This is a genomic window from Nonomuraea sp. NPDC051191 (assembly GCF_044455665.1).
Classification (GTDB): Bacteria; Actinomycetota; Actinomycetes; order Streptosporangiales; family Streptosporangiaceae; genus Nonomuraea.
Map to the genome: position 1 here is coordinate 217,774 of NZ_JBITEZ010000009.1, position 12,327 is coordinate 230,100.

Consider the following 12,327-nt stretch of genomic DNA (forward strand, 5'->3'; position numbering starts at 1 on the left):
AGAGAAAAGGAACGCCCATGCGCCTGCGTATGGCATTGGCCGCCGCCCTGGCGATGACCCTGGCCGGTTGTGGCTCCGGCACCGACACCACCAGCACCAAGTCCGGAAAAGTCACGATCAGCTACGCGATCTGGGAGAAGAACGACCAGCCCAGCACCCAGAAGATCATCGAAGCCTTCCAGAAGCAGCACCCCGACGTCACGGTCAAGCTTGAGATCACCCCGTGGGACCAGTACTGGACCAAGCTCCAGACCGCGGCCACCGGCGGCGCGGCCCCCGACGTCTTCTGGATGAACAGCCTCAACGTCCGGATGTACGCCAAGGGCGGCGTGATCGCCCCCTTCGAGAACGCCGACGTCAGCGCCTTCCCGCAGGCCATCGTGGACGGCTACCGCTACGACGGCAAGCTCTACGGCATGCCGCGTGACGTCGGCGTCCCCGTGCTCTGGTACGACAAGGAGCTCTTCGACAAGGGCGGCGTCGCCTACCCGACCGCCGACTGGACCTGGGACGACCTGCGGGCCGCCGCCAAGAAGCTGACCGACCCGGCCAAGAAGCAGTACGGCCTGCTGGCCCCCCTGTGGGACCAGGGCGGCTTCTACCCCACGATGGTCCAGGCCGGCGGCCACGTCATCTCCGCCGACGGCAAGAAGTCGGGCTTCGACGAGCCCGGCTCGATCCAGGGCCTGGAGTTCTGGACCGACATGATCAACAAGGACAAGGTCGCCCCGCCCGCCCAGGCGACCACCGACACCAGCCCGGTGCAACTGTTCATGACCGGCAAGTACGCCATGTACTACGGCGGCTCCTGGCTCGCCACCACGTTCAAGGCCAACACCGAGCGCGGCGACAAGGTCGACGTGGCGCCGCTGCCCAAGGGGCCCGCGCAGGAGGCCGTCATCCTGCTCGGTCTGGCCAACGCCGTCTCGGCCAAGAGCGAGCACCCGGCCGAGAGCGCGCAGTTCGCCCAGTTCCTCTCCTCCGACGAGGCCGAGAAGATCCTCAGCGACGCCGGCGGCGCCTCGGTCTCCTCCCGCGCGGGCACCCAGGACGGCTGGTTCAACGCCTTCCCGAACTACCGCCTGAAGGAGACGTTCGACGCCTCGATCCCGAACGGCGTGCCGTACCCCGTCTCCCTCAACACCGCCAAGTGGCAGGACGTGCAGAACAAGGTCCTGGCCGAGGCGTGGGCGGGCAAGCGGCCGACCGCGGAGGCGGCCAAGGAGATCGCCGCGCAGATGAACGAGATCCTGGCCAAGGAGTAGCCGATGGTGCTGACCGAGGAACGGGCCGCCGCCGTCGGGGCGGCGGCCCCGCCGGGGCGGCGGTCGCGCCGCGACTGGCTCTGGGGTTACGCGCTGATCGCGCCCATGGCCCTCGGGCTGGCCGTGTTCTACCTGTGGCCGATCGTCCAGACGCTCTATCTCAGCTTCACCGAGTCCGGCGTGTTCGGCGGGCAGACGTGGGTCGGCCTGGACAACTTCGTCGCCCTCTTCGGCGACGAGGAGATGGTCGGCGCGCTGCGCAACACGCTGCTCTACTCCGTGCTCGTGCTGATCGGGGTGCCGCTGTCGATCGTGATCGCGGCGCTGCTCAACGTGCCGGGGCTGCGCGGGCTCGGCTTCTACCGCACGCTGTACTTCCTGCCGGTGGTCACCATGCCCGCCGCCGTCGGCCTGACCTGGCGCTACCTGTACAACGGCGACTTCGGGCCGATCAACTACCTGCTCGCCCAGGTGGGCATCGACGGGCCCTACTGGGTGTCCGACCCCGAGTTCGCGATCTACGCGATCGCGGTGGTCGGGATCTGGACCTCGCTCGGGTACAACGCGGTGCTGTTCCTGGCCGGGTTGCAGGGCATCCCCAAGCACTACTACGAGGCCGCCTCGATCGACGGCGCGGGCAGGTTGCGGCAGTTCTTCCGCATCACGCTGCCGCTGCTCACACCCACCACGTTCTTCGTCACGGTGATCACGCTGATCAACGCGTTGCAGGTGTTCGACCTGGTCTACCTCATGATCGACACCAAGAGCCCGGCGCTGGCGGGGAGCCGCACCATCGTCTACCTCTTCTACGAGCAGGGCTTCGTGCAGAACAGCCGCGGCTACGCCGCCGCGATCGCGGTCGTGCTGCTGGCCCTGATCCTCCTGCTGACCGCCGTCCAGTTCAGGCTGCAGAAGCGGTGGGTGCACTATGAGTAGGCGCTGGATCGTGCACGCGGTCCTGCTGGCCGGCGGGCTGATCATGATCACGCCGTTCGTCTGGCAGCTCGTGGTCTCGCTGCAGACCATGACCGAGTCGATGCGGGTGCCGCCCACGGCGGTCCCCTCCTGGCAGTGGCACAACTTCGCCGACGTGTTCCAGACCGTGCCGCTCGGGCGGCAGTTCCTCAACACGGTGATCGTGACGGTGGCGGTGACGGCCGGGCAGCTCCTGCTGTGCTCGCTGGCGGCCTTCGCCTTCGCGCGGCTGGAGTTCCCCGGGCGCGGGCTGGTCTTCATGCTGTTCCTGGCCGTGCTGATGGTGCCGGGGGAGCTGTTCCTGCTCCCGCGGTACGAGATCATGCAGGGGCTCGGGTGGCTCAACAGCCTCCAGGCGCTCATCGCCCCCGGCGTCTTCGGGGCCTTCGGCACGTTCCTGCTGCGGCAGTTCTTCAAGACCCTGCCCAAGGAGCTGGACGAGGCGGCGCGGCTGGACGGCGCCAACCCGCTGCAGATCTACTGGTGGATCATGCTGCCGCTGGTGCGGCCCGGCCTGCTGGCGCTCGGCCTGCTGACCGTCATGTGGTCCTGGAGCAGCCTGCTCTGGCCGCTGGTGGTCAACACCGACCCGGAGATGATGACGCTCTCCGCCGGGCTGGCCTCGCTGCGCGGCCAGTACCTGACCAACTACCCCATCCTCTTCGCCGGGTCCGTCGTGGCCTCGCTGCCGGTGATCGTTCTCTTCGTGGTCATGCAACGGCAGCTGATCGCGGGGATCGCGTTCACCGGCTCGAAGGGCTGATCCGCAAGCCTTTTATCCCGATATTTCACCTATTGAGGAGCAAGTGTGTCTTCGTTCCGTAAGTGGATCGTTGTCGCCTTAGGCGTCACTCTGGCCTCGACAGCCTCGCCCGCACAGGCCGAGCCGAAGCCCGTGGACGTGCAGCTGCTGTCCTTGACCGACTTCCACGGCTACATCACCCCGCAGTCCAACGCCACCGACGGCACGATCAAGGATCCGCAGGGGAACACCCTGGTGGTGGGTGGCGCGCCGTACATCGCGACGCATCTCGACCGGCTCAGGCAAGGCCGCAAGAACACGGTCACGTTCGCCAGCGGTGACAACTTCAGCGGCTGGCCGACCGAGGTGTCCTACCACGCCGACGAGCCCACCATCGAGTTCCTGAACAAGATCAAGGTGGAGTTCACCGCGGTCGGGAACCACGAGCTGGACCGGTCGCTGGGCTTCCTGCGCGACCACATGGGCAAGGGCGAGTGCTTCGGCGAGATCGGGCTCGACAGCTGCTTCACCGACTCCGACGGGCAGCAGTTCTCCGGCGCCGACTTCACCTTCTCCACGGCCAACATCGTCCAGAAGGGCGACGACCGGCCGGTGCTCCCGCCGTACGTGATCAAGCGCTTCCAGGGCATCCCCGTCGGGTTCATCAACCTGACCACGCCCACCACCGTGGACGGCTCCACCTCCTACCAGCCGTCGCTGGACAACCTGCCGCTGGTGGAGACGGCCGACAAGTACGCCGCCATCCTCAAGGCGCGCGGCGTCAAGGCCATCGTCGCCAACGTGCACGAGGGCGGCAAGGCCGGGGAGGACTACAACGGCTGCGGCGAGCCGAAGGGCGGGCCGATCTGGGACTTCGCCAAGAACGCCTCGGCCGACATCGACGTCATCGTCACGGGCCACTGGCACTGGTACTTCACCTGCTCGCTCCCCGACCCCGCCGGCAACCTCCGCCCGGTCGTCGAGGCCGCCAACCACGGCCGCCTCATCAGCGAGATCAACCTGAAGCTCGACCGCCGCACCCGTGACGTCATCAGGCCCGAGACCACCGCGGTCAACCACCCCGTGACCCGCGACGTCACCCCCGACCCCGCCATGGTCAAGCTGGTCGACCACTGGAACGCCAAGACCAAGGAGACCTACGCCAAGCCCTACGGGACCATCACCGGCGACCTCACCAGGACCCGCGACGCGACCGGGCAGAGCACGCTCGGCAACACCGTGGCCGACGTGGAGTACTACGACTCGCAGCAGACCGAGGGCGGCAAGGCCGACCTGGCCATGGCGGCCGTGGCGCCGACCAAGGGCTCGAACTCGCTGCGCGGCGACCTGAAGTTCGCCAAGGGCACGAACCCCGCCGACGCCGACGGCCGGGTGCTCATGGGCGAGTCCTGGGCGGCATGGGGTTACGCCAACCCGGTGCTCACCGTCTCGGTCAAGGGCGCGCAGATCGAGCAGGCCCTTGAGCAGCAGTGGCAGACGCAGGCCGACGGCACCGTGAAGTTCGCGCCGCTGGCCGTGTCCAAGAACGTCCGCTTCTCCTACTCCCCGAACCGGCCCGTGGGGGACCGGATCAACCCCGCGGACGTGGTGATCAACGGGCAGCCGCTCGACACCGGCAGGACGTACCGGCTGGCGGCGCTGGCGTACACGCTGATCGGCGCCGACGGCTATACGGCCTTCGCCGGGTACACCGACGCGGTGCGCGGCAACCGCGACTACGAGGCCATGCGGGCCTACCTGCGACAGGGACCGCTGACCCCGCCCGCCCTGGACCGCGCGATCCCGCTCCCGTAGGGCTCCCGGTGCGGGGGGACCTGCCGTCCCTCCGCACCCCGGGCTCGCACTTCGCTCGCGGGACCGGCGGTTTTTTCGCATGCCGGAGTTGCGGCTCGCTCTGATCATCGGTATATATCGTCGGCATGACTTCCAGAGCGATGCAGGAGCCGACGTTCCTCATCCTGACCGCGCTCGCGGCCGGGCCGCAGCACGGCTACGGCATCATCACCGACGTCGTGCGGATCTCCGGCGAGCGGGTGCGGCTGCGGGCCGGCACCCTCTACGCCGCCCTCGACCGGCTCCAGGCCGAAGGGCTGGTGGCCGCCGACCGGGAGGAGGTCGTCGACGGGCGGGCGCGGCGCCACTACAGGCTGACGCCCGAGGGCGAGCTCCGGCTGGCGGCCGAGGCCGAGCAACTGCGGCACAACGCGGAGACGGCCACGGCCCGGCTGCGCGGCCGGGCGGCGTGGCAGCCCGGCGGAGGGCTGGGATCGGCGTTCGCCGGGCCGCTCGGGGCGTTCGCGGGGCCGCCGGGAGCGCTCGGCGGGCCGTCGGCGGCCTTCGGCGGGGCAGGGAGGTCGCGATGACGTCCCTGGAACGGCGCTACCGGCGGCTGCTGGTCCGGTGGTACCCGGCCGAGCATCGGGCCCTGCACGAGGAAGAGATGATCGCGGTGCTGGTGGCGGGCGCGGAGCCCGGCCGGCGGCGGCCCGGGGTGCGCGACACGTTCGACCTGGTGCGGGGCGGCCTGGCCATCAGGGTGCGGCGCGGGGCCGGCGCCCAGTGGCGGGCCGCGGTCGACGCCGCCGCCCTCCTGGTGCCCGTCGCGCTCCTGTTGACGGCGCTCGCGCGGGCCGCCATGTTCGGAGCGGCGACATGGCAGCGCCCCTTCGTGGCGGACGAGTTCCCGCAGTTCCTGCGCATGCTCACCTACGCCCTGCCGTACGCGGTCGTGGTGGTGCTGGCCTGGCGCGGGAAGGCCGGTGCGGCGGCCGTCTGCGCGTGGGCGTACGCGCTGGTGACCCCGGGGGTGCGCGGGTGGGTCAACGCGTCGTTCACGTCCAGCGTGACCGGCGACGGGGTGCTCCTGATCGGAGGCGTGCCGTTCGACTTCGGCGGGATGGCGATCTCGGCGCTGCCCCTGGTGCTGTGCGGGGCGATGCTGCTCCTCGCGCCGTCTCCCGGGCCTGGCCCGCTGGGCGGGCGGCGGCTGCTGTGGTGGATGGCCGTGCTCCTCGGGGCTGCGGCGGCCGGCGCGGCCGTCTCGTCCCGATGGGCCTACCCGCCCATGTGGGCCCTGGCGGTGGTGGCCGCGGGGCTGGCGCTGCGGTCGCCGGTCGGGCGCCGTGCCCTGGTGGTGCTGCTGCCGATGGTCGGCGTCTACGTGGGCGGGCTTCCGGGGGCCGGCTATCTGCTGAACGCGGTGCTGCTGAGCGTGCCGGCGATGGTGGTGCTGGGGGTGACGTCCTGGATGGCCCGGGTCGCCGGACAGGGCGCGGGTGCCGTAAAAAAGGGGACGAACCGGTCACTGAATGGCTGGTAACGTCTGCGCGATGATGATTTCTCATGATGTCGCGGGTGACGGACCGGCCCTGCTCCTCCTGCACGCGGGGGTGTGCGACCGGCGCATGTGGGACCCCCAGTGGGAGCCCCTGATCGCCGCCGGGTTCCGGGTGGTCCGATGCGACCTGCGCGGCTTCGGGCAGAGCCCGCTGCCCACCGAGCCGTACAGCAACTCGGGCGATGTTCTCGACCTGCTCGACAGCTTGGGCATCGACCGGTTCTTCCTGGTCGGTTCCTCCTACGGCGGGAAGGTGGCGCTGGAGGTCGCCGCCGGCAGCCCTGAGCGGGTGGAGGCGCTGGTCCTGCTCTCCGCCGCGCTGCCCTGGCGGGAGCCGAGCGCCGACCTGCGCGCACTCGGAGAACGCGAGGAGGAGCTGGTCGAGGCGGGCGATCTGGCGGCCGCCTCGCAGCTGATGGTCGACCGCTGGCTGGGCCCGGACGCCGGCGAGGAGGCCGGGCGGGCCGTGCACGAGATGCAGGTGCGCGCCTACGAGCTCCAGCTCGCCGAGGGGGTCGTCGGGCCGGTCAAGGTCGCGATCGAGCCGTCGGTCGTGACGATGCCGTGCCTGGCCGTGTCGGGCGCGCACGACGCCGTCGACTTCCGGCACACCGAGGCCGACCTGCCCGCCGCCCGCAACGTCGAGCTGCCCTGGGCGGGCCACCTGGCGAGCATGGAACGCCCGGCCGAGGTCACCGAACTGATCGTCGCGTTCCTGCGCGAGCAGGGACGGGCTTGACCGGCCACCACGCCGACAGCGAGCTCGTCCAGGCCGCCGCGGAGGTCGCCCGTACTCGTTGCCGGGGCGACAACCACACCATGGCGGCCGCCGCCCGCGCCCGGGACGGCCGGATCATCACCGCCGTGAACGCCTACCACTTCACCGGAGGACCCTGCGCCGAGCTGGTGCTCATCGGCACGGCCGCCGCCCAGGGCGCCTACGAGCTGGACACGATCGTCGCCGTGGGGGACCGTGATCGGGGAGTCGTCCCGCCGTGCGGCCGTTGCCGTCAGGTGCTGCTGGACTACTTCCCGGCCCTCAAGGTGATCGTGGGCGGCGGTGACCGCCTCCGGGCGGTCCCCGTCGCCGACCTGCTGCCCGAGACCTACGTCTGGGCCGACCACCAGCTCGACCCCACCACTCCGGCCTGACCGCCGACCCGCCGCCAGGCGTGCGGCCGGACCCGGGGTCCGTCCGCACGTCGCCCGCTGTCAGGCACAGCCGGCCGGCGGCGGGTTCAGCCGTGCGCGCGGGTCAGATCAGGCCCAGGGCGAGCATGGCGTCGGCGACCCGGCGGAAGCCGTCGATGTTGGCGCCGGCCACGTAGTTGCCCGGCATGCCGTACTCGTCGGCGGTCTGCAGGCAGCGGCCGTGGATGTCCTGCATGATCTCCCGGAGGCGGCGCTCGGAGAACTCGAACGTCCACGAGTCGCGGCTGGCGTTCTGCTGCATCTCCAGCGCGCTGGTCGCCACCCCGCCCGCGTTGGCGGCCTTGCCCGGCCCGAACGAGACGCCCGCCTCCAGGAACACCTTGATGCCCTCGGGCGTGGTCGGCATGTTGGCGCCCTCGCCGACCGCGAGGCAGCCGTTGTCCACCATGAACGCGGCGTCCCGGCCGGTGATCTCGTTCTGCGTGGCGGACGGCATCGCCACCTCGCAGGGCACCTCCCACACGCTGCGGTCCGGGACGAAGACGGCGTGCTCGCCCCGGCGCTCCGCGTACGCCTCCAGACGGCCGCGCTCGACCTGCTTGACCTGCTTGAGCAGGTCCAGGTCGATGCCCTTCTCGTCGAGGACGTAGCCGGAGGAGTCGGAGCAGGCCACCACGACGCCGCCGAGCTGCTCGACCTTCTCGATCGTGTAGATGGCCACGTTGCCGGAGCCCGACACGACGACCCGCTTGCCGTCGAACGACGTGCCGCGGGCCTTGAGCATCTCCTCCACGAAGAACGTGCAGCCGTAGCCGGTGGCCTCGGTGCGTACCTGCGCGCCGCCGTAGACCAGGCCCTTGCCGGTGATCACGCCGGATTCGTAGCGGTTGGTGATGCGCTTGTACTGGCCGAACAGATAGCCGACCTCGCGCCCGCCGACACCGATGTCACCGGCCGGGACGTCGGTGTACTCGCCGATGTGCCGGTAGAGCTCGGTCATGAAGCTCTGGCAGAAGCTCATCACCTCGCGGTCGGAGCGGCCCTTGGGGTCGAAGTCCGAGCCGCCCTTGCCGCCGCCGATGGGCAGGCCGGTCAGGCCGTTCTTGAAGATCTGCTCGAACCCGAGGAACTTGACGATGCCCAGGTAGACCGACGGGTGGAAGCGCAGCCCGCCCTTGTACGGCCCGAGCGCGCTGTTGAACTCCACCCGGAAGCCACGGTTGATCTGCACCTCGCCACGGTCGTCCACCCACGGCACCCGGAAGATGATCTGACGCTCGGGCTCGCAGATCCGCTCGATGATCTTCGATTCGGCGTACTCGGGATGCTTGCCGAGAACCGGGCCGATGCTTTCGAGCACCTCGCGCACCGCCTGGTGGAACTCGACCTCGCCGGGGTTCCGGCGCAGGACGTTGTCGTAGATCGACGACAGTTTCTCGTGCAAGAAGGACTCCCTACATCACTGGTGCAATCCTGCTCACTTTACGATTCGGCCACTCGTGAGCAGCAGGCGGCCCGCCCTCGCGCGCTCCCGCGGATGTCAGCGGCGGCGTCAGGGCGCCGACAGTCCGGTGTCAGGACGGTCGGCGAAGGTTTACCCCATGAGCGGATCGGCGCTCACGGGACGAGGGAGAACGATGACGGGCAACGGCAACGGCGGCTTCTCGAAGGCCGGGCTGGGCAGGCTGCACGACGTGCTGGCGCGGCATGTGGACTCGGGGCGGATCCCCGGCCTGGTCGCCCTGGTCGGCCGGGGTGAGGAGACGCACGTCGAGGCGATGGGGACGATGCGGCACGACGGCGGCGCGCCGATGAGCCGGGACACGATCTTCCGGATGGCGTCCACGTCCAAGCCGGTGACGATGGCGGCGGCGATGGTCCTGCTGGACGAGTGCCGGCTGCGGCTGGACGACGTGGTCGAGCCGTGGCTGCCCGAACTGGCCGACCGGCGAGTGCTCACCCGCGTGGACGGCCCGCTGGACGACACCGTGCCGGCACGCCGGCCGATCACCGTGCGCGACGTGCTGACCTCCACGTTCGGGCTCGGCATGGACATGACGTCGCTGGGCACCCCGATCATGAACGCGGTGTTCGGGCAGGGTCTCACGCCCGACCTGCCGACGCCGATGCCCGAGCCGGACGAGTGGATGCGCCGCCTGGGCGAGCTGCCGCTGATGCACCAGCCCGGGGAGCGCTGGCAGTACCACATCGCCAGCGACCTGCTCGGCGTGCTGGTGGCCAGGGTCACGGGCCGGCCGTTCGGGACGTTCCTGAACGAACGCGTCTTCGAGCCGCTGGGCATGAAGGACACCGGCTTCGACGTGCCCGCGGGCAAGCTCGACCGGCTGCCTCCCCTGTACGCCCCCGACCCGGCGACGGGCGAGTTCCACGTCTGGGACGAGGCTCAGGGCGGACGTCACAGCGAGCCCCCGGCGTTCCAGGGCGGCGGCGGCGGGCTGTCGTCCACGGTGGACGACTACCACGCCTACTTCCGCATGTTGCTGAACGGTGGCACGCACGACGGCGAGCGCGTCCTGTCGCGGCCCGCCGTCGAGCTGATGACCACCAACCGCCTCACGCCCGCCCAGCAGGCCGCCCGGCACGCGATGGCGGTCGACAACGTGCACATCTCCTTCGGCCAGGGCCAGCACGGCGGCTGGGGCCTCGGGATGGCGGTGCGCACGTATCGCGGCGACTACGCGCCCGTCGGCCAGTTCGGCTGGGACGGCGGCAGCGGCACCTCCACCTACGCCGACCCCGAGAACGGGCTCACCGGGATCCTGCTCACCCAGGTCGGCATGTCCACGCCGGACTCGGCCCGGCTCGTCCACGACTTCTGGACCACGCTCTACCAGGCGATCGACGCCTGACCGGGGCGCCGACGGTAAAGGAAGGTTTGCCTCCGGGGCCGAGTGCGGGAGGGGGGCGGGGTAGCGCGGGTTCTATGACCGGCAAGCGCAAGGACGATCCGTCCGTGGGTGACGAGGTCTCCTGGAAGAGCCACGGGTCCACGGCCCGTGGCAAGGTGGAGAAGAAGATCACCAAGAGGACGAAGGAGGCGGGCCGCACGGTCGCGGCCTCGCCCGACGACCCGCAGTACGTCGTGCGCAGCGACAGGAGCGGGCGCAAGGCCGTGCACAAGCCGTCGGCCCTGCGCGAGGACAAGGACGCGAAATGAGCGGCGACCGGGACGTGGCGGCCGAGTTCGGCGAGGCGGTGAACATGACCGCCAAGGAGCTGGAACGCTGGCTGGACACCGACGAGTCGAAGGAGGCCGGCCAGAAGCGGGACGGCGGCGAGTCGACCGGGCACGCCTCCGGCCGCGGGATCGTCCGGCTCCTCCGCAAGGGGAAGTCGTCCTTGAACGGCCACGACTACGAGCACATGACCAAGGTCATCGGCTACATCCACCGGCACCTGGCGCAACGTCCGTCCGGCGACGTCCGGGAGACGCGGTGGCGCCACTCGCTGATGAACTGGGGACACGACCCGCTCAAGTGAGACGAGCGTCCGGCTGCACGACGTGCTCCGAGTCCGCCGGCGGGCGGGTCAGTCGTCGTGGGCGATCAGCATGAGCTGACGCCACAGCAGCACGACGAACACCGCCGAACCGGCGAAGGCGAACCAGAAGGGCGCCGCGACGCCGAAGCGGGTGGCCAGCACGCCGCCGATCACCGAGCCGACCACCAGACCGGCGTAGACGCAGACGGTGTTGACGCTGCCCACCCGGCCCTGCAACTCCTGCGGGACCGCGCGCTGGCGGACGGTGCCCGAGGTCGTGCCCCAGATGAAGGCGTGCGCGCCGAACACCAGGAAGATGGCTCCGGCGACCCACGGCGAATGCGTCAGCGCCAGGCCCAGGTGGGTGAGCGTCTCGATGATGAGCCCGATCCGCATCAGCGCGCCGAGGCTCACCCTGCGGGTGACGGCCCCGTACAGGCCGGTGCCGATCAGGCCGCCGATCCCGCCGATGGTGGTCATCAGCCCGAACCCCATCGCGCCGAGGCCGAGCTGCTCCTGGGTGTAGAGGACGAGGACCGACCAGGCCGCGCCGAAGGTGAAGTTGAAGATCAGGATGGTGAGCGCCAGCGTGCGGACCGCCGGATGCCTGACGGTCCAGCTGAACCCGGCGACGAGCTCCCGCAGGGTGTCCGGCCGCGGCGCGCCGGCCGGCCGGTCGCGGGGCGGCAGCGTGATGCGGGAGACCAGGACCATCCCCGCCAGCACCAGGATCAGCTGGCCCGCGAACGGCCAGGTCAGCCCCAGTCCGAACAGCGCCGCGCCGACCGGCGGTCCGGCGAGCTGGTTGAGCGTGATGAACCCGGTGCCGAGGCGGGCGTTGGCGATGATCAGGTCGTCCCTGCTGACCATCATGGGCGTCAGCGTGGACGTCGCGTTGTCGGCGAACACTTCGGCGACGGACCGCAGCGTGAGCGCCACCAGCGCCGTCACCACGGTCACGGTGCCGGTCGCCATGAGCACGACGAGCGCCGCCAGCACCACGGCCCGTACGGCGTTCGCGACGAGCACGATCCTGCGGCGGTCGTGCCGGTCGGACAGGACGCCCGCGTACAGGCTGAACATCAGCGGCGGCGCCCAGCTCACCAGGGCGGACAGCGAGATCATCAGCGGGTCGCGGGTCAACGTCGCGATCAGCAGGGGGCCCGCGGCGGCCGCGATCCCGTCACCGAGATTCGTCAGCCAGCTCGACGCCAGCAACCATCGGAACCCTGTACCCAATCGGGCCGGCAGGACCCGCTCCACCACTGTGACCACGAGCGCAAAACCATACGTTTCGCCGGGCGTCCACGGCAACGCGTTTTTCCGTGACGGAC

At 70.3% G+C, this 12,327-nt stretch carries 13 protein-coding genes; 11 read left to right on the top strand and 2 right to left on the bottom strand.

All coding sequences use genetic code 11. The features are described 5' to 3' along the window. Positions 1-17 precede the first annotated feature (17 nt). The 8 genes from ACIA8R_RS26455 to ACIA8R_RS26490 all read left to right on the top strand — a co-directional run bounded on the left by ACIA8R_RS26455 (position 18) and on the right by ACIA8R_RS26490 (position 7,492). Complete coding sequence (locus ACIA8R_RS26455) at positions 18-1,265, top strand: sugar ABC transporter substrate-binding protein (protein ID WP_357707376.1); 1,248 nt, start codon at positions 18-20, stop codon at positions 1,263-1,265. Positions 1,266-1,268: 3 nt separating this feature from the next. Next, a complete protein-coding gene (locus ACIA8R_RS26460) occupies positions 1,269-2,201 on the top strand; it encodes a sugar ABC transporter permease (protein WP_357707377.1) in 933 nt (310 codons plus the stop codon). Next, complete coding sequence (locus ACIA8R_RS26465; RefSeq protein WP_357707378.1) at positions 2,194-3,003, top strand: carbohydrate ABC transporter permease; 810 nt, start codon at positions 2,194-2,196, stop codon at positions 3,001-3,003. The genes ACIA8R_RS26460 and ACIA8R_RS26465 overlap by 8 nt, the downstream gene beginning before the upstream one ends. Positions 3,004-3,048: 45 nt before the next feature. Further along, the gene (locus ACIA8R_RS26470) at positions 3,049-4,797 is read left to right on the top strand and encodes a bifunctional metallophosphatase/5'-nucleotidase (protein ID WP_397040947.1); all 1,749 of its coding nucleotides are present in this window, start codon (positions 3,049-3,051) and stop codon (positions 4,795-4,797) included. A gap of 125 nt (positions 4,798-4,922) precedes the next feature. Next, entirely contained in the window at positions 4,923-5,366 is a 444-nt protein-coding gene (locus ACIA8R_RS26475) for a PadR family transcriptional regulator (RefSeq protein ID WP_397040948.1), read from the top strand. After that, positions 5,363-6,322, top strand: a complete 960-nt coding sequence (locus ACIA8R_RS26480; RefSeq protein WP_397040950.1) for a hypothetical protein — start codon at positions 5,363-5,365, stop codon at positions 6,320-6,322. The genes ACIA8R_RS26475 and ACIA8R_RS26480 overlap by 4 nt, the downstream gene beginning before the upstream one ends. 10 nt (positions 6,323-6,332) lie before the next feature. Continuing rightward, complete coding sequence (locus ACIA8R_RS26485) at positions 6,333-7,079, top strand: alpha/beta fold hydrolase (RefSeq protein WP_397040951.1); 747 nt, start codon at positions 6,333-6,335, stop codon at positions 7,077-7,079. Continuing rightward, positions 7,076-7,492: a cytidine deaminase gene (locus ACIA8R_RS26490; RefSeq protein WP_357707385.1), complete on the top strand. Its 417-nt coding sequence runs from the start codon at positions 7,076-7,078 to the stop codon at positions 7,490-7,492. The genes ACIA8R_RS26485 and ACIA8R_RS26490 overlap by 4 nt, the downstream gene beginning before the upstream one ends. Positions 7,493-7,595: 103 nt before the next feature. On the opposite strand, the gene gdhA is transcribed toward ACIA8R_RS26490, so the two are convergent. Next, positions 7,596-8,936 carry an NADP-specific glutamate dehydrogenase gene (gdhA, locus tag ACIA8R_RS26495; protein ID WP_357707387.1) on the bottom strand — a complete coding sequence of 447 codons (1,341 nt, stop codon included), beginning with the start codon at positions 8,934-8,936 and terminating at the stop codon, positions 7,596-7,598. Between the two features lie 193 nt (positions 8,937-9,129). Here gdhA and ACIA8R_RS26500 point away from each other — a divergent pair, with 193 nt between their 5' ends. The 3 genes from ACIA8R_RS26500 to ACIA8R_RS26510 all read left to right on the top strand — a co-directional run bounded on the left by ACIA8R_RS26500 (position 9,130) and on the right by ACIA8R_RS26510 (position 10,993). Next, positions 9,130-10,362, top strand: coding sequence for a serine hydrolase domain-containing protein (locus ACIA8R_RS26500; protein WP_357707389.1), 1,233 nt, complete (start codon positions 9,130-9,132; stop codon positions 10,360-10,362). A 74-nt stretch (positions 10,363-10,436) separates the two neighbouring features. After that, entirely contained in the window at positions 10,437-10,670 is a 234-nt protein-coding gene (locus tag ACIA8R_RS26505) for a DUF2945 domain-containing protein (RefSeq protein ID WP_397040953.1), read from the top strand. Further along, positions 10,667-10,993, top strand: a complete 327-nt coding sequence (locus tag ACIA8R_RS26510; protein WP_397040955.1) for a DUF3140 domain-containing protein — start codon at positions 10,667-10,669, stop codon at positions 10,991-10,993. Before ACIA8R_RS26505 ends, ACIA8R_RS26510 begins: the two co-directional genes overlap by 4 nt. A gap of 48 nt (positions 10,994-11,041) precedes the next feature. Here ACIA8R_RS26510 and ACIA8R_RS26515 read toward each other — a convergent pair whose 3' ends face one another. Next, positions 11,042-12,211 (bottom strand): MFS transporter, encoded by a 1,170-nt coding sequence (locus tag ACIA8R_RS26515; RefSeq protein ID WP_364092049.1) that lies wholly within the window; start codon positions 12,209-12,211, stop codon positions 11,042-11,044. Positions 12,212-12,327: the final 116 nt, after the last annotated feature.